General features: G+C 62.3%; 15 protein-coding genes and 1 tRNA gene. 4 read left to right on the top strand and 12 right to left on the bottom strand.

What is annotated here, in order from left to right; genetic code table 11:
- Positions 1-103: 103 nt before the first annotated feature.
- The 6 genes from ACOSV0_RS35810 to ACOSV0_RS35835 form a co-directional block, all read right to left on the bottom strand.
- Positions 104-191: transfer RNA gene (locus ACOSV0_RS35810), tRNA-Ile, on the bottom strand.
- A 154-nt stretch (positions 192-345) separates the two neighbouring features.
- Positions 346-2,736 (bottom strand): RNA polymerase sigma factor RpoD, encoded by a 2,391-nt coding sequence (gene rpoD, locus ACOSV0_RS35815; RefSeq protein ID WP_434112687.1) that lies wholly within the window; start codon positions 2,734-2,736, stop codon positions 346-348.
- Between the two features lie 93 nt (positions 2,737-2,829).
- Complete coding sequence (gene dnaG, locus ACOSV0_RS35820; RefSeq protein WP_434112689.1) at positions 2,830-4,701, bottom strand: DNA primase; 1,872 nt, start codon at positions 4,699-4,701, stop codon at positions 2,830-2,832.
- A 78-nt stretch (positions 4,702-4,779) separates the two neighbouring features.
- On the bottom strand, positions 4,780-5,226 hold the full coding sequence (locus ACOSV0_RS35825; RefSeq protein WP_028196181.1) for a GatB/YqeY domain-containing protein: 447 nt from the start codon (positions 5,224-5,226) through the stop codon (positions 4,780-4,782).
- A gap of 261 nt (positions 5,227-5,487) precedes the next feature.
- Positions 5,488-5,700 carry a 30S ribosomal protein S21 gene (rpsU, locus tag ACOSV0_RS35830; protein ID WP_120348843.1) on the bottom strand — a complete coding sequence of 71 codons (213 nt, stop codon included), beginning with the start codon at positions 5,698-5,700 and terminating at the stop codon, positions 5,488-5,490.
- A gap of 68 nt (positions 5,701-5,768) precedes the next feature.
- Complete coding sequence (locus tag ACOSV0_RS35835; protein WP_434112691.1) at positions 5,769-6,986, bottom strand: NAD(P)/FAD-dependent oxidoreductase; 1,218 nt, start codon at positions 6,984-6,986, stop codon at positions 5,769-5,771.
- A gap of 120 nt (positions 6,987-7,106) precedes the next feature.
- Between ACOSV0_RS35835 and tsaD the strand changes: the two genes are divergently transcribed.
- Entirely contained in the window at positions 7,107-8,135 is a 1,029-nt protein-coding gene (gene tsaD, locus ACOSV0_RS35840; RefSeq protein ID WP_434112692.1) for a tRNA (adenosine(37)-N6)-threonylcarbamoyltransferase complex transferase subunit TsaD, read from the top strand.
- Between the two features lie 25 nt (positions 8,136-8,160).
- A complete protein-coding gene (locus tag ACOSV0_RS35845; protein WP_434112694.1) occupies positions 8,161-8,331 on the top strand; it encodes a hypothetical protein in 171 nt (56 codons plus the stop codon).
- On the opposite strand, the gene folE2 is transcribed toward ACOSV0_RS35845, so the two are convergent.
- The 4 genes from folE2 to ACOSV0_RS35865 form a co-directional block, all read right to left on the bottom strand.
- A complete protein-coding gene (gene folE2, locus ACOSV0_RS35850) occupies positions 8,332-9,138 on the bottom strand; it encodes a GTP cyclohydrolase FolE2 (protein WP_434112696.1) in 807 nt (268 codons plus the stop codon).
- A gap of 292 nt (positions 9,139-9,430) precedes the next feature.
- A complete protein-coding gene (dxs, locus tag ACOSV0_RS35855) occupies positions 9,431-11,338 on the bottom strand; it encodes a 1-deoxy-D-xylulose-5-phosphate synthase (protein ID WP_434112698.1) in 1,908 nt (635 codons plus the stop codon).
- An 85-nt stretch (positions 11,339-11,423) separates the two neighbouring features.
- Positions 11,424-12,305 carry a polyprenyl synthetase family protein gene (locus tag ACOSV0_RS35860; RefSeq protein ID WP_434112700.1) on the bottom strand — a complete coding sequence of 294 codons (882 nt, stop codon included), beginning with the start codon at positions 12,303-12,305 and terminating at the stop codon, positions 11,424-11,426.
- Positions 12,302-12,610 (bottom strand): exodeoxyribonuclease VII small subunit, encoded by a 309-nt coding sequence (locus ACOSV0_RS35865; protein WP_434112702.1) that lies wholly within the window; start codon positions 12,608-12,610, stop codon positions 12,302-12,304. The genes ACOSV0_RS35860 and ACOSV0_RS35865 overlap by 4 nt, the downstream gene beginning before the upstream one ends.
- A gap of 286 nt (positions 12,611-12,896) precedes the next feature.
- On the opposite strand from ACOSV0_RS35865, the gene ACOSV0_RS35870 reads away from it, so the two are divergent.
- Positions 12,897-14,003, top strand: a complete 1,107-nt coding sequence (locus tag ACOSV0_RS35870; protein WP_434112704.1) for an aromatic ring-hydroxylating oxygenase subunit alpha — start codon at positions 12,897-12,899, stop codon at positions 14,001-14,003.
- Between the two features lie 188 nt (positions 14,004-14,191).
- On the top strand, positions 14,192-15,061 hold the full coding sequence (locus tag ACOSV0_RS35875; protein ID WP_434112706.1) for a sulfurtransferase: 870 nt from the start codon (positions 14,192-14,194) through the stop codon (positions 15,059-15,061).
- Positions 15,062-15,226: 165 nt separating this feature from the next.
- Here ACOSV0_RS35875 and ACOSV0_RS35880 read toward each other — a convergent pair whose 3' ends face one another.
- Positions 15,227-16,099 carry a dienelactone hydrolase family protein gene (locus ACOSV0_RS35880; protein WP_434112707.1) on the bottom strand — a complete coding sequence of 291 codons (873 nt, stop codon included), beginning with the start codon at positions 16,097-16,099 and terminating at the stop codon, positions 15,227-15,229.
- Between the two features lie 93 nt (positions 16,100-16,192).
- The gene (locus ACOSV0_RS35885) at positions 16,193-17,542 is read right to left on the bottom strand and encodes an NAD(P)/FAD-dependent oxidoreductase (protein WP_434112709.1); all 1,350 of its coding nucleotides are present in this window, start codon (positions 17,540-17,542) and stop codon (positions 16,193-16,195) included.
- Positions 17,543-17,558: the final 16 nt, after the last annotated feature.

A 17,558-nucleotide genomic window follows, 5' to 3' on the forward strand; every position in this document is an offset into this window, starting at 1 on the left:
GATTAATAGTGCAGTGGAAGTGGCATATTGCCGCATCAGATATTGGATTCTCACCACAAAACAAAAAAGGGTTCCGAAAACTCGGAACCCTTTTTCACAACTTTGGTGGGCCGGGTCGGAGTCGAACCGACGGTGTCCTTTCGGAGGCGGATTATGAGTCCGCTGCCTGCAACCAGCACGGCGTCCGGCCCAAGAAAAAGACCCGGTCATGAAGGCCGGGCCAATTCGTTGATTGGCCGACATACTACACGAAAAAGGGGCCTTCGCAACCGCTTCGCTTAAGCGAAACAACCAGAAAAGGCCCCTTCAAACTGCTACGTCATTTCCCGCGACCGCCAGCTTCGATCAATTCCCTTCGAGGAACGACTTCAGCTTGTCCGAACGGCTCGGATGACGCAGCTTGCGCAGTGCCTTCGCCTCGATCTGACGGATCCGTTCACGCGTTACGTCGAACTGCTTACCGACTTCTTCGAGCGTGTGATCGGTGCTCATCTCGATACCGAAACGCATGCGCAGCACCTTCGCTTCGCGCGGCGTCAACGAGTCGAGCACGTCCTTCACGACATCGCGCATGCTGGCGTGCAAAGCAGCGTCGGCCGGCGCAACCGTGTTCGTATCTTCGATGAAGTCGCCCAGATGCGAATCGTCGTCGTCACCGATCGGCGTTTCCATCGAGATCGGCTCCTTCGCGATCTTCATGATCTTGCGGATCTTGTCTTCCGGCATTTCCATCTTCTCGGCCAGCGTTGCCGGATCCGGCTCGAGACCGGTTTCCTGCAAGATCTGACGCGAGATGCGATTCATCTTGTTGATCGTTTCGATCATGTGAACCGGAATCCGGATCGTACGCGCCTGGTCAGCAATCGAACGTGTAATGGCCTGACGGATCCACCACGTTGCATACGTGGAGAACTTGTAGCCACGACGATATTCGAACTTGTCCACCGCCTTCATCAGGCCGATATTGCCTTCCTGAATCAGGTCGAGGAACTGCAGACCACGGTTCGTGTACTTCTTCGCGATCGAGATCACGAGACGCAAGTTCGCCTCGGTCATTTCGCGCTTGGCCTGACGCGCCTTCAGTTCGCCGGCCGCCATTTGACGGTTGGTTTCCTTCAGATCCTTCAGCGGCAGCACGACACGCGCCTGCAAATCGAGCAGGCGTTGCTGCTGTTCCTGAATGGCCGGAATATTACGCGTGAGGATTGCGCTATACCCATGACCTTCAGCGACGATCTTTTCCGACCACTCGAGATCCGTTTCGCTGCCCGGGAAACGCGCGATGAATTCCGCACGCGGCATGCCGCACTTGTCGACCACCGTATGCAGGATCTGACGCTCGACCTGACGCACTTCGTCCACCTGTGCACGCAGCGTGTCGCACAGACGCTCGACGGTACGCGCGGTAAAGCGGATCGTCATCAGCTCGTTCTGGATCGTTTCCTGCGCCTTCAGATACGACTTGGACTTATAGCCTTCCTTCTCGAACGCGCGACGCATCTTGTCGAACCATTCGCTGATCAGGGCGAACTTCTCGAGGGACGCACGCTTGAGCGCTTCCATCTGCGCTGCGTTGGCCGTGGCTTGTGCCGCGCCGTCGTCTTCTTCCTCGTCGTCCGTTTCCTCTTCCTCGGCTTCCTCGTCTTCGCTTTCGATCGCTTCCGCTTCCTGCGCCGAGAAGCCGTCCGCATCTTCCGCGTTGGCGTCGATCAGGCCGTCGACCAGTTCGTCGATACGGATTTCCTCGTTCGCGACGCGCTCAGCCATCGCCAGAATGTCGGCGATCGTGGTCGGGCACGCGGAGATCGCCATCACCATGTGCTTGAGGCCGTCTTCGATCCGCTTGGCGATTTCGATTTCGCCTTCGCGCGTAAGCAGCTCGACCGTACCCATTTCACGCATATACATGCGGACCGGGTCGGTGGTGCGGCCGAATTCGGAGTCGACAGTGGAGAGCGCGACTTCCGCTTCCTCTTCCACTTCGTCGTCCGACGAAGCGGCGGGTGCGTTGTCGTTCAGCAGCAGCGTTTCGGCATCCGGCGCTTGCTCGTACACGGCCACGCCCATGTCGTTGAACGTGCTGATGATGCCTTCGATCGCCTCGGTCTCGGTGAAGTTGTCCGGGAGGTGGTCGTTGATTTCCGCGTACGTGAGGAAGCCGCGCTCCTTACCGAGCTTGATCAACGCGCGCAGTTTGGCGCGGCGCTCTTCGAGTTCCTCGACGGTGCCCGGCTGCGATGACGCGAACGCGTCTTTCAGCAGCGCTTTTTCCTTTGCACGACGATCGCGAGCCTTGACCTTTTCCACCTTGCCGGGAACGGCCGCAGGGGTTTCTTCGCTTTGGGTTGCGTCGTCGTCGACGGGTGTTTCGTTCAGCTTTTTCGTCATGGAGTTCGTCGTACCGGCTGTAGTCTCGACTCGCGGCTGTTGGACAACAGCCGGCTGAACCGTGGATACTGGAGTCTCACGCTCTACCGCATCGTCCTGCGCGGCAGGCGCTTCCCTTGCGCTTCTGACACCCGGCCGTTTTGTGGCCGGTGGTGGTACAGCTTTCGCCGCCCTGACCTGTTCCGCTCGCGCAGCGGAAGTGGTCGAGGATTTCTTCCCGGCAGCAGGTGTGACGCTCGCGGCAGACGTTTTTCTGGGGGAAGAAGCTAACTTGGCCTCGGTGACCTTTCTGGTCGGCTCGTTCGAACCTGTGCCCGTTGCTTTTTTTCCGCCTGGTGTCTTTGCCATCGCAATCGCCTTTTCGCCTTTGCTAGGAAAACCATTGAAAAAACAAACCGCTAGAAACCTTTTATTATAGCACTCAGCTTTCTGCCATCCCGCTTACAGCCCGAGCTGGCGCTTCATCTCGGCCCGCTTCTGATTCAGGCCCGTCAGCTCCGCAAACTCTTCCGGCGTGTGCCGGGACTGCCGCGAAAGCTGCTCGAGGCGATCGCAGTAAGCGTCGTATCGCATCTTCAGAATCGCCGCTTTCAGCTCCTCGCCGACGATCCGTTCCTGCTCGCGCCGTTCCTCGATGACGGTCGCATCCTCCGGGTCCTTCAGCAGCAAATCCCGGACGTTTTCATCATAGTCTAGAATTTTGCGAAAGATTTCCTCGAAAGTTGGGGCATTTGCGCCGTTTCGCAATAGGTCGGACAGCAACTGAAACTCCGCCGAATCGCCCAGCGCACGCGCATGCGTCGTCACTTCTTCGAACAGTTCGCCATGCCGTGTGACGCTCAGAAGCGCCTGTTCGGCTTCCTCGTCGAGCACCGCCACCGTCCGCGGATACATCACCAGATTGCGCAGCGTTTTTTCTTCGATCCCGGTCACACTGCGCCGGTCCTTGCGGGCTGGCGCCGATCGGGCGGCCGCGGCAATCCGTGCGTCGACTTCGCATAAGGCGGCCACTTCGTCGAACGGCACATCGAGCCGATCGGCAAACATATGCATGATCTGCGCGCGCAATGCATTGGCCGGCAGTTGCTGCAGCAGCGGCTTTGCATCGAACAGTGCGCGGGCGCGGCCTTCCGGCTGGTCCAGTTCCTTACCGGTCAGCACCTCATTCAGCATGAACTGCGACAGCGGCATGGCTCGCTCGACCTGCTCGGCGAACGCTTCCGTGCCGAATTCGCGCACGTAGCTGTCCGGATCGTGCTCCGACGGCAGAAACAGGAACCGGATAGTCCGGTTATCCGCCGCATGGGGCAGACAGGCGTCCAGCGCACGGCGCGCGGCGCGGCGCCCCGCCGAATCGCCGTCGAAGCTGAAGATGACCGTATCGGTCTGGCGCATCAGTTTCTGCACATGAATCGGCGTGCAGGCCGTACCGAGCGTGGCTACCGCGTTCTGGAACCCCAATTGGGCCAGCGCGACCACGTCCATGTAGCCTTCGACCACCAGCACGTAATGCTGTTCACGAATCGCCAGACGGGCCTCAAACAGCCCGTAAAGCTCGCTGCCTTTGTTAAATAGAGGCGTTTCCGGCGAATTCAAATACTTCGGCTCACCGCTGTCCAGCACGCGCCCGCCGAAGCCGATCACCTGCCCCTTCACATTGCGGATCGGGAACATGATCCGCTCGCGGAAGCGGTCGTATCGGCGGTTTTGACCTTGCGCATCCGACTTTTCGCTGACGATCACAAGACCTGATTCGACCAGCGCATCGTCCCGATAATTGGGGAATGCAGGCTCGAGGTTCTGCCAGCCGTCCGGTGCATAGCCCAGCCCGAAACGGGCGGCGATTTCGCCGGTCAGGCCACGCTTCTTCAGATACTGGATCGCGACCGGCGCGCCGCGTAGCTGTTTGCGGTAGAAATCGCAGGCAGTCTGCATGACATCGGACAGCGCCGTGGTGACCGCCTTGGACGCACCCGGCGAATACCCGCCGGAGCCGCCACCGCCGCCATAGCCCGGCGAAGGCTCGTTCGGCACGGCCAACCCGACCGATTGCGCGAGTTCGTTGACCGCCTCGGGAAACGTGGAACCGACGTGCTCCATCAGAAAACCGATCGCCGTACCGTGCGCGCCGCAGCCGAAGCAGTGATAGAACTGCTTAGTCGGACTAACCGTAAACGAAGGGCTCTTCTCGTTGTGAAACGGGCACAGCCCCATGAAGTTCGCGCCGCCCTTTTTCAACTGCACATACCGGCCGACCACGTCGACGATATCGACGCGGTTGAGCAGGTCCTGCAGGAATGACGGTGGAATCACAGTGAATGACGCTACCTAAAAAGCTCAAGGCTGCGCACGCCGTCGAACAACGGTGCGCGCAGACCGGAAATACAGGAATTACTTCGCGAGCGCGGCTTTGACTTGCGCCGAGACAGCGGTCATGTCGGCGCGGCCGGCCAGCTTCGGCTTGAGCACGCCCATCACCTTGCCCATGTCCTGCGGGCCGGCAGCGCCGGTTTGCGCGACCGCGGCCTGAACTTCGGCAACGATCTCCGCTTCGGACATCTGCGCCGGCATATAGGCGGACAGGATGGCCAGTTCGGCCTTTTCCTTGTCGGCGAGATCCGTGCGGCCAGCGGCTTCGAACTGGCTGATCGAGTCTTTGCGCTGCTTGATCATCTTGTCGATGACGGCGGTGATCGCCGCGTCGTCAAGGGTGACGCGTTCGTCGACTTCACGTTGCTTGACCGCGGCGAGCAGCAGGCGGATCGTGCCAAGACGCTCGGTCTCGCGCGCCCGCATGGCAGCTTTCATGTCGTCGTTGATCTGGTCCTTGAGGCTCATCACTCACCTGAATGCGTTGAAAATTTAGAAACCGGCCGCTGACGGTACCCGTGCGCCGCGCCAATACGCTGCGTCAAGGCGCCGAATCCAACACAAACGCCCGCTTGGGACTGCTTCCTCAAGCGGGTTAGCGCGATTTTGCGTAATGGATGCGACCCTGCCGGCTGGCCCGAAGGGCCGTGTTTTCCGCAACGGCACCTGCTGTGCCGTCACCGTTGGATGTCGCCGCTCCGTTCGACGGGAACCGCGGCAACGCCAGAATCAGTAGAACTTCTTTGGCAGCATCTGGCTGCGCAGACGCTTGAAATGACGCTTAACCGCAGCCGCCTTCTTGCGCTTGCGCTCAGCCGTAGGCTTTTCGTAAAACTCGCGGGCGCGAAGCTCCGTCAGCAACCCGTTTTTCTCCATCGTGCGCTTGAAGCGCCGCATGGCAACTTCAAACGGCTCGTTGTCTTTTACGAGGATGGTCGTCATTTTTCAATAACGGAACTTTGTAAAGGTTCAGGAGTATAGCAGAGCTTTCTCACAAAGCTAATGCGCCGTCAAGCCCCTGGAACGTACTCCGCGGCCGCCTGGCCGGCCGCCACGCCGGAGGCCCACGCCCACTGGAAATTGTAGCCGCCGAGCCAGCCGGTCACGTCGACCGCCTCGCCGATGAAGTACAAACCCGGCGTGCGGGCGCTCATCATCGTCGCCGACGACAGGTCGCGCGTGTCGATGCCGCCGCGCGTGACTTCGGCCTTGCGGTAGCCTTCGGTGCCGTTTGGGGTGAGCGTCCAGCGCGACAGGGCCTCGCCGACGCGGCGCAGCGTCTTGTCCGGCAGGTCGGCTACGCGCGCTTCGGCTGGAATCTGGTGGGTTTCCAGCCAGACATGGGCGAGCCGTTGCGGCACCCATTCCGAGAGCAGATTGGCGATCTGACGCTTCGTGCCGGTTTTGGCCTCCAGCAAGGCGTTCGTGGCGTCCTGCTCGGGCAGCAAATTGATGTGGACCGGCTCGCCGGGCTGCCAGTAGCTCGAAATCTGCAGAACTCCGGGGCCTGATAACCCGCGGTGCGTAAGCAGCAGGTCTTCGTTGAACTCGGCGCCGGTCTTTTTGTTGCCGGTCGCCAGTTGCACCTCGAGCGACACGCCGGAAAGCGCCGCAAACGGCTCCCAGTCGGCCGGGGCAAAGGTCAGTGGAACCAGCGCGGGGCGGGTGTCGATGAGTTTGTGGCCGAATTGCTTGGCCAGGCGGTAGGCGAAATCGGTGGCGCCGATCTTGGGGATCGACAGCCCGCCGGTCGCCACCACGAGCGCGCGAGCCACGATCGGACCCGAGTGGGTGTCCAGCGTGAACCGTCCTTCGGCATCATGGCGGACCTGCTCGATCGCCAGCGGCGTGCGCCACGCAATCCGGCCCGCGTCGCATTCGCTCTTCAGCACATTGATGACCGCGTCGCTCGACTGGTCGCAGAACAACTGCCCCTTGTGCTTCTCGTGCCACGTCACGTGATGACGCTTGAGCAGCGCCATGAAGTCGCGCGGCGTATAGCGCGCGAGCGCCGAGCGGCAAAAGTGGGGGTTGGCCGACAGATAATTGGCCGGCCCGGCGTACAGATTCGTGAAGTTGCACCGGCCGCCGCCGGAAATGCGGATTTTCTCCGCGAGGCGCTGCGAGTGGTCGATCAGCACCACGCGGCGGCCGAGTTGCCCGGCCACGGCCGCGCACATCATGCCGGCCGCGCCCGCGCCGATCACTGCGATATCAAAGGATTCCATGGGGCCGCATTGTACCTGCGCGTCTGCGGCGCCCTGCCCGCGCTGCTATACTCTCAGGCTTGCCTTTTCACTTTTGGGCGCCGGGTGTCTTCACTCACGCGCCTGTTCAAGCGACCCATCATGCTCGTTCTCGGCATCGAAAGCTCCTGCGATGAAACCGGTCTCGCGCTCTACGACACAGAGCGCGGCCTGCTCGCGCACGCGCTGCATTCGCAAATTGCGATGCACCGGGAGTATGGCGGCGTGGTGCCGGAGTTGGCGTCGCGCGACCATATCCGGCGCGCGCTGCCGCTGCTCGAAGAAGTGATGGAACGTGCCGGCGCGGTACGCAGCGACATCGACGCGATCGCCTATACGCAAGGCCCCGGCCTCGCGGGCGCGCTGCTGGTCGGCGCGAGCGTCGCCAATTCGCTGGCCATGGCGTGGGATAAGCCGACCATCGGCATCCACCATCTCGAAGGTCACCTGCTGTCGCCGCTGCTGGTGGACGAGCCGCCGCCGTTTCCGTTCGTCGCGCTGCTGGTGTCGGGCGGCCATACGCAGTTGATGCGCGTGACTGACGTGGGCGTCTACGAGACACTGGGCGAAACGCTGGACGACGCTGCCGGCGAAGCCTTCGACAAAACCGCCAAGCTGCTGGGCCTCGGCTATCCGGGCGGCCCGGAAGTGTCGCGGATGGCCGAGTTCGGCACGCCCGGCGCCGTGGTCCTGCCGCGCCCCATGCTGCATTCCGGCGACCTCGATTTCAGCTTCAGCGGGCTGAAGACCGCTGTCCTCACACACGCCAAGAAGCTCGGCGGCGCGAATATCTGCGAGCAGGCGAAAGCGGATCTGGCGCGCAGTTTCGTCGACGCTGCCGTAGACGTGCTGGCAGCGAAATCGCTGGCCGCGCTCAAGCGCACCAAGCTCAATCGACTGGTGGTGGCAGGCGGCGTGGGCGCGAACCGGCAACTGCGCGAGGCGCTTTCCGCCGCGGCGAAGAAGCGCAATTTCTTTGTGCACTACCCGGATTTGTCGCTGTGTACGGACAACGGCGCGATGATCGCATTGGCCGGCGCATTGCGATTGCAGCGCTGGCCCGATCAATCGGGCAAAGACTACGCGTTCACGGTGAAGCCACGCTGGGACCTGACTTCACTCGCACGCTGAGCGCGCAGCGAGTCCGCGGCGCCCGTTGCATACCGGGCAAGACGATGGCGATGGCGATGGCGATGGCGATGGCGATGGCGATGGCGATGGCGATGGCGATGGCGATGGCGATGGCGATGGCGATGGCAACTCCATAGAAAAAGCCGCTTCGAAAGCGGCTTTTTCTATTTGCGGCAAGCAGGAAGCTAAAACGTGATCACGCCACCCGCTTATCCCGCTCGATCACGGCATACGCGCTGTGATTGTGAATCGATTCGAAGTTCTCGGCCTCAAGCACATAAGCGACAATGCGCTCGTCCGCATTCAGACGTTGCGCGACATCGCGCACCAGGTCCTCGACAAACTTCGGATTCTCATAAGCACGTTCGGTGACGAACTTCTCGTCCGGACGCTTGAGCAAGCCCCACAGTTCGCACGAAGCTTCTTCTTCGGCGATACGCACCAGTTCTTCCACCGCCACATCGCCCGCCAGCTCGGCGTTGATCGTGACGTGCGAGCGCTGATTGTGCGCGCCGTACTGCGAAATTTTCTTCGAACACGGGCACAGGCTCGTGACCGGCACCAGCACCTTCAGGAACAGACGCGTCGCGCCATTGCGGGTCTCGCCCGTCAATGTCACTTCGTAGTCGAGCAGACTTTGCACGCCCGACACCGGCGCGGTCTTATTCACGAAGTAAGGGAACGACACTTCGATGCGACCCGCCTCGGCCTCGAGCTTTTCGAGCATCGCGGCGAGCATGGTGCGGAGCGTGGCGGCCTCGAGCGGCGCCTTGTTCTCTTCAAGCAGCGTGACGAAGCGCGACATGTGCGTGCCCTTCTGATCGGCGGGCAGATGCACGTCGAGATTCCACGTGCCGACCGTCGGCTGCACTTCGCCGCCTTGCGTGCGCACCGTCAACGGATGACGCACTGCCTTGACGCCGACTCGTTGAATCGGAATCTGACGCGTATCGGGCGTGCTCTGCACGTCGGGCATCACAAAGGCGGGGTTCATCTGGTTCATATTCTTGTCCTTTCAGGAAACGTCGGGCCGTCCCACGTTTTCCGCTCCACGGGAAGTCCCCCGCACCGAAGAAAGTCTCCTTCAGGGATTGGAGGATTGCCCCATCAGAGGGTGTCGCAAAGCGACACGTTTGAGGGCTTTGAGCGACCGTGCGAATCAGGTCGCGCAACGGCAAACGCCGGCCCTTGCCGGCGTTGGATGATGAACCCGAAGGTTCATCGATTCAAGTTGGAGATCGCTATCGCCGCCATAGCCGCGACATAGCACACGGCAGGGCGGCTCGGCGACACAACTAGGCGACGCGCTTCACCGAGGTTTGACCGGCAACCGCGCCGGTGGAAAGAAAGCGCTCGCGAATCGACTTGGCGATACCCGCACCGTCCAGACCGCAGGCAGCGAGCAGCTTGGCCGGATCCCCATGATCGATGAAGCGATCCGGGAGGCCCAATTGTAGTACGGGCCGGATAACCCCACTCTCAAGCAGGGCTTCGACGCAAGCCGAACCCGCGCCGCCCATCACGCAGCCTTCTTCGACCGTGACGATGGCGTCGTGCGTTTCGGCCAGCTGGCGAACCAGCTCGGCATCCAGCGGCTTCACGAAGCGCATGTTCGCCACCGTGGCGTCCAGTTGCTCGGCCGCCGCCAGCGACGGCGCGACCATCGTACCGAAGGCCAGAATCGCAATCCGCTTGCCGGCCGGTTGCGACGTTTCGCGACGGATCTCGCCCTTGCCGAGCGGCAGCGCCGTCATTTGCTTGACCGTGGCCACGCCGGTGCCGGCGCCGCGCGGATAGCGCACCGCCGTCGGATTCGGCTGCTGCAATGCGGTGTACAACATCTGACGGCATTCGTTTTCGTCCGATGCCGCCATCACCGTCATGTTCGGAATGCAGCGCAGGAACGCCAGATCGTAAGCGCCCGCGTGCGTTGCGCCGTCCGCGCCGACCAGACCCGCGCGGTCGATGGCGAACACCACCGGCAGGTTTTGCAGCGCGACGTCGTGGATCAGCTGGTCATAAGCACGTTGCAGGAAGGTCGAGTAGATCGCGACCACCGGCTTCATGCCGTCCGCGGCCAGGCCGCCGGCGAACGTCACCGCATGCTGCTCGGCAATGCCGACGTCGAAGTAGCGATCCGGGAAACGCTTCTCGAACTCGACCATGCCCGAGCCTTCACGCATGGCCGGCGTGATACCGATCACGCGATGGTCCAGCTCGGCCGCATCGCACAGCCATTCGCCGAACACCTGCGTGTAGGTCTTCTTCGACGGCGTGGTGGCGGGCTTGATGCCCTCGGCCGGATTGAACTTGCCCGGGCCGTGGTACAGCACGGGATCGGCTTCGGCCAGCTTGTAGCCCTGGCCCTTCTTCGTGACGACGTGCAGGAATTGCGGACCGCGCAGTTCCTTGATGTTCTGCAGCGTCGGGATCAGCGAATCGAGGTCATGACCGTCGATCGGACCGATGTAGTTGAAACCGAACTCTTCGAACAGCGTGGCCGGCACGATCATGCCCTTCGCGTGCTCTTCGAGCTTGCGGGCCAGATCGAGCATAGGCGGCGCGACGCGCAGCACGCGTTCCACACCCGCCCGCGCGGCAGCGTAGAAACGGCCCGACATCAGGCGCGCCAGATGGCGATTCAGCGCGCCGACCGGCGGCGAAATCGACATGTCGTTGTCGTTGAGGATGACCAGCAGCGGCACGTCGTCTTCGACACCGGCGTTGTTCATTGCCTCGAAGGCCATGCCGGCCGTCATCGCGCCGTCGCCGATCACGGCGATGCCCATGCGGTTCTCGCCCTGCAGCTTGCTGGCAACGGCCATGCCGAGCGCAGCCGAGATCGACGTGCTGGAGTGCGCGGTGCCGAAGGTGTCGTATTCCGACTCATCACGCTTCGGAAAGCCCGAGATGCCGCCCAACTGACGCAGCGTGTGCATCTTGTCGCGGCGGCCCGTCAGGATCTTGTGCGGGTAGGTCTGATGGCCGACGTCCCATACGATCCGGTCACGTGGCGTGTCGAACACATAGTGCAGAGCAATGGTCAACTCGACCGTGCCGAGATTGGACGAAAGATGGCCGCCCGTCTGCGATACGCTGTCGAGCACGAAGGCACGCAACTCGTCTGCAAGCGGTTGCAATTGGCGGCGATCGAGGCGGCGCAGGGCAGCCGGGTCGTCGATGGTTTTCAGCAAGTCGTACATCGTCGTTCCATTGTAGGAAAACTTACGCGCCCGCACTTCATACATGCACCCCGTAGCAAAGGTGCGCGGCGGCGGGCTTTCGCGTTCAGCTAACCCGGTTCACCACCAGGTCGGCCAATTCGGCCAGACGCTGCGCGCGCGCGCCAAACGGCGCAATCGCAGCGTGGGCGTCGCTGCGCAGTTGCGCTGCGAGCGCACGTGACGCATCCAGCCCAATAATCGACACGTAGGTCGGCTTGCCGTCCTTCGCGTCTTTACCTGCCGTCTTGCCAAGCGTCGCGGAATCGGTCGTGACGTCGAGAATGTCGTCGACAACCTGAAACGCGAGGCCGACAGCGGCCGCATACGCGTCGAGCGAACGCATGGCGTCCGCATTCGGCGTTTCACCCGCCAGCGCGCCCATGCGCACCGCGGCGCGCAGCAAGGCGCCGGTTTTCATCCGGTGCATGGTTTCCAGTTGCGGGCGCGTCAGCGTATGGCCGACGCTCGCGAGATCAATAGCCTGGCCGCCGCACATGCCGATCGAGCCGCTCGCCAGGGCCAGTTCACGCACCAGCGAGGCCTGCTGCGCCGGCGCCAGCACGTCCGAGGTCAACGCGACGAACGCTTGCGACTGCAATGCGTCGCCGACCAGCAGCGCCGTGGCTTCGTCATACTTGACGTGTACCGTGGGTTTACCGCGACGCAGTGCATCGTCGTCCATGCAGGGCATGTCGTCGTGCACGAGCGAGTACACATGGATCATTTCCAGCGCTGCCGCTGCCGCATCCAGGCATTCGGCGCGCGCGCCGGTCAGCTCGCCGGCCGCATGGCACAGCAGCGGGCGCACCCGCTTGCCGCCGCCCAGCACCGCGTAGCGCATGGCTTCGTGCAGTTTGGCCGGCTCGGTCGCTTCCGTGGGCAGGTAATGTTCTAGTGCCGATTCGACGCGCTCGAGCACCGAGCGTGTCCATTGTTCGAATGTCATAGGTCGTCCCCGCTTTCAGTAGCGGCTGTGCCTGCGGTATTCATAGGCAGCGGCTTGAGCGTCTCGCCATCGAGCACGCGAACCTGCTGCTCGATCTTCTCGAGCTGCTGCTGGCAAAACGCGACGAGAGCCGCACCGCGCCGATACGCGCCGAGCGACTCCTCGAGGCTCAGATTGCCGCTTTCCATGCGCGCAACCAGCCCTTCCAGCTCGGCCTGAGCCGCCTCGTAGTTCTCGGGCAACGGCGTGGTGTCGACGCCTTCCGCAGGCGTGGCAGCAGTATCTTTCGACGCGGTCTTCGCCATGAATAGTCGCAAAATTAAAACAAGTCGGACATTCTACGGCAAAAGCGACATTTCCGATCTCATCGCCCGCCCACGCCCCGCCTTTGCCCCCGTACCGGCCCTTCAGTCTCGCAGAAAAAAATCGATTGGTCTGCGGCGAAAACCGTGAACTTCCCTGACATTTTTGACCCAAATCAGGCACTTAAGCGCCCCGGGGAAGGGGAATCGGGTATAATCGCGGGCTCCCTAAATCGAATCTATCGATGGTTGGGTTGTTCACTGCTTTCACGTCTTCACGGGAGTGGGAATGTCCAATCTGAGCAATGCATTGCAGTTGCGGTCTGTCCACAGCCAGCTGCCAGTCACGGCTTACTTTGACGAAGCGCTTCTAACGCGCGAAATCGACACCCTTTTCAAGAAAGGTCCTCGCTACATCGGCCACGATCTCATGGTGCCCGAAGCGGGAAATTATTTTGCTTTGCCTAGCGAGAGCGAAGGGCGTGTGCTCGTCCGTAACCAGCAGTCGCAAGTCGAACTGCTGTCGAACGTGTGCCGCCACCGGCAAGCCATCATGCTCAACGGCCGCGGCCAGACGGAGAACATCGTCTGCCCCCTGCATCGCTGGACGTACGACCTGAACGGCCAGCTCCTCGGTGCGCCTCATTTTGCGGATAACCCCTGCCTGAATCTCGGCGCCACGCCGCTTCAGAACTGGCAAGGCCTGCTGTTCGAAACGCAGGGGCGCGACGTCGCGCGGGATCTGGCACGACTTGGCACCAAGCAACACTTCGACTTTTCGGGCTTCATGTTCGATCACGTCGAAGTGCACGAGTGCAATTACAACTGGAAGTCCTTCATCGAGGTCTATCTGGAGGACTACCACGTCGCGCCGTTCCATCCGGGCCTCGGCAGCTTCGTCAATTGTGACGATCTGACGTGGGAGTTCGGCGAGTGGTACAGCGTGCAGACGGTCGGCGTTCACAAGGATCTGGAGCAGCCGGGCAGCCCGACGTACCGTAAGTGGCACGACGAGGTCCTGCGCTTCCGCGGCGGCAATCCGCCCGATTTCGGCGCGATCTGGATGGTGTACTACCCCGGCATCATGATCGAGTGGTATCCGCACGTGCTGGTCGTGTCGTGGCTGATTCCGCGTGGTCCGCAGAAAACCACCAATGTGGTGGAGTTCTATTACCCTGAGGAAATCGCGCTGTTCGAACGCGAGTTCGTCGAAGCCGAGCGCGCCGCCTACATGGAAACGGCCCGCGAAGACGACGAGATCGCCGAGCGCATGGACGCCGGCCGCCGCGCGCTGATGGAACGCGGCGAATCGCAGGTCGGCCCGTATCAGAGCCCGATGGAAGACGGCATGCAGCACTTCCACGAGTTCTTGCGGCGTGAGCTCGGCGCGATCTGATTCGCGCGCGGCCTGCGCATGCTCCGCATGCATCGGCATTTGAGCCGACCCTTGCGCGAACTGCATCAAAACATGGAAGACGGGCTTCGGCCCGTCTTTTTTTGTTTAGACTATCAGTATCGTTCGGTCATTTGCTAACGGCGCCAAACCGCCGGCAAACGCCGCAATCGCCAGCTTGAGGAGACGTCATGCCCCACACTCACTACACCACTCTCATCTCCGCAACCAACCTCGCGGAACGGCTGGCCGCCGCGCCGGGCAGCGTGTTCGTCGTCGATTGCCGTTTCGATCTGGCCGACACCGGAGCAGGCGAGAAAGCCTATCTGGCCGGGCATTTGCCGGGTGCGCACTATCTGAACCTCGATCGCGATCTGTCAGGACCGAAAAACGGCAGCAATGGCCGCCATCCACTGCCAGATCGTGCGCGGCTGGTGGAGACGCTGGAATCTCGCGGGCTCAAGCAGGGTCAGCAGGTCGTCGCCTATGACGCGCAGGGTGGCATGTACGCCGCGCGCGCCTGGTGGCTGCTGCGCTGGCTCGGCCACGACGCGGTTGCGCTGCTCGACGGTGGACTGCAAGCCTGGCAGGCCGCCGGTCACCCGCTGACGCAAGACGTCCCGGCGCAGAACACCGGCGACTTCAAAGCGGCCGCACCGCTTTCTGTCACCGTCGATGCGCAGACCGTCGAGCGTAATCTCGGCACGAAAGAACGCGTCGTGGTCGATGCGCGCGCGAACGATCGTTATCGTGGCGAGAACGAAACGCTGGATCGCGTGGGCGGCCATATTCCTGGCGCGCTCAACCGGTTCTTCAAGGACAACCTCACCGCCGACGGCCGCTACAAACCGGCACACACGCTGCGTGAGGAATTCCATGCGTTGCTGGGCGACACGTCGCCGGAACACGTCGTGCTGCAATGCGGCTCGGGCGTGACGGCATGTGTGAACGCGCTCGCCATGGAGATCGCCGGCATGCATGGCGCAGCGCTGTATGCGGGATCTTGGAGCGAATGGAGCTCTGACCCGAAGCGGCCGGTTGCTACGGGCCCGAATCCTTAATCGGCCGATCAAACGAGCCGATTAATAAAAAAGGCCGTGGCCGCTGCTCAGCGGTTACGGCCTTTTTCACTTATTAGATACGCCGAACACATCGGCACATCCTTACGATGCGTTAGCGGCCGTGTTGAACGCGCCAGGCCACGCGAACACGTGTCCTTGTGCTCATCAAGCAACACCGTGCTGCTTGAACCACACCAGCACCCGGCGCCAGCCGTCTTCAGCGTCTGCTTTTTTATAGCTCGGCCGATAGTCCGCGAAAAACGCATGGCCTGCATCGTCATACACAACGAATTGCGAGCCGCGCCCCGCCTGCGGACCCTGCGCGATGGCCTGCTTCATCTGCTCGAGCGTGTCTTGCGGGATGCTTTGGTCCTGGCGGCCGTATAGACCCAGCACCGGTGCGTGCAGATCAGCCACACGATCGAGCGGGTTCGCCGGGTTCGTTGCGCTGTGATCGCCGCCGACCCGGCCATACCATGCCGCGGCCGCCTTCAGTCGCGGATTGTGCTCGGCATACAGCCACGCGATACGTCCTCCCCAGCAAAAGCCGTTCACGCCGAGCCGGTTCAGATCGCCGCCGTGCTCGCCCGCCCACGCGACCGTGGCGTCGAGATCGTCCAGCGCCTGCTCGTCCGGCACTTTACTCAGAATTTGACTGCTGATCTGCTGGATGGTCGGCAGCGTCGACGGATCGCCCTCACGGACGAACAGGTCCGGCGCGATCGCCAGATAACCGAGCTTGGCAAAACGCCGGCACACGTCGGCAATATGCTCGTGCACGCCGAACGCCTCATGGATCACGATGATTACCGGCAGATGCGTCTTGCCCTTCGGCTGCGCGCGATACGCCGGCACGAGCGTGTCGCCCGAACGCACGCCGATCTCACCGGCTTCGAGGCCGTCGCTATCGGTATAGATGGTTTGTGCCGACACGGGCAGAACGGCCGCGGCGAAACCGGTGCCGAGCGCGGCTTTGATGAAAGTACGGCGATTGAAGGGAACGTGCGGGACCAGGCTGTCGATGTCGGGTTTCAGCATGCGGCGCTCCTCGGGTGAAGGTTGGATGCAACAGGATACGCTTCGTCTGTGTCCTGTTGCACCTGCAACCTTCTCAGGCGCGGCCGGCCTTCTTCAGTGCAACTTGACCCGCGGCAGCGTGGTGCGCCGCAGCCAGTGCGCGAAGGTATCGAGCACCATCCGCGCGTAGCCGTGCAGCGCCGCGATATGCAGCCGGTACAGCGACATGTACATGAAGCGCGCGAACAGGCCTTCGATCAGCATATTGCCGCCGATCACGCCGCCCATCAGATTGCCGACCGCGCTGAAGTGCCCGAGCGACACCAGCGAGCCGAAGTCGCGGTAGGTAAATTCAGGCAGCGGCTTGTTGTCGAGCCGGGCCGCGAGCGCCTTCATCAGGAAGCTCGCCTGCTGGTGAGCCGCTTGCGCACGCGGCGGCACGTTGCGCTCGTTGCCCGGCCATGGGCAAGCCGCGCAATCGCCGAGCGCAAAGACGTTGTCGTCGATTTCGGTTTGCAGCGTACGGCGCACGATGAGTTGCCCCAGACGGTTGACCGGCAAGCCATCCAGCTGACTCAGGACGGCGGGTGCCTTGATGCCCGCCGCCCACACCGTCAGATCGGCACGCACGGTCTTACCGCTGGCCGTGCGGATCATGCCGGGCGCAACCTCGGCTACGGTCTCGCCGGTCATCAGCTTGACGCCGAGCTTGGTAAGCAATTCGGCGGTGGCCGTCGACACGCGCTCCTGCAAGGCCGGCAAAATGCGCGGTCCCGCCTCGATCAGCACGATGCCGACATCGTGCCGCGGATCGAGCTTATGCAAGCCGTACGCCGACAACACCTGCGCGGTATTGCGCAATTCAGCCGAGAGTTCGACGCCCGTCGCGCCGCCGCCGACGATCGCCACCTGGATGCGCGGCTCCGAAGAAGGCGACGTGCCCGATCCCGTTTCGACGGGTTCATGCACCTGATGCTCCGCGCGCATGCAGGCCGCGATCAGGCGTTTGCGGAAGCGCTCCGCCTGACTGACCGTATCGAGCGCGAGAGAAAACTCCGGCGCGCCCTTCACGCCGAAGAACGCCGTGGTGCTGCCGATCGCGATAATCAGGGTGTCGTATTCGAGCTCGCGCGTGGGCAGCAGTTCGGCGCCATCGTCGTCGAGCACCGTGCCGAGCGTGAGACGCTTGTTCGCACGGTCCAGACCGGTCAACTCGCCCTGCTGAAACTCAAAGCCGTGCCAGCGCGCTTGCGCCGCATATTCGAGTTCCTGGGTGAACGGGTCCATGCTGCCGGCTGCCACTTCATGCAGCAGCGGCTTCCAGATATGGGTTGGATTACGGTCGACGAGCGTCACTTGCGCACGCACGCCGCCTTTGTTCTTGTGGGGTGCATAGCGATCGCCTAAACGTGTCGCCAACTCCAGTCCCCCCGCGCCCCCGCCAACCACGATAAATCGATGCATTGAACTCTCCGTATTT

It is taken from the genome of Paraburkholderia caffeinilytica (assembly GCF_051027425.1).
Taxonomy (GTDB): domain Bacteria; phylum Pseudomonadota; class Gammaproteobacteria; order Burkholderiales; family Burkholderiaceae; genus Paraburkholderia; species Paraburkholderia caffeinilytica_A.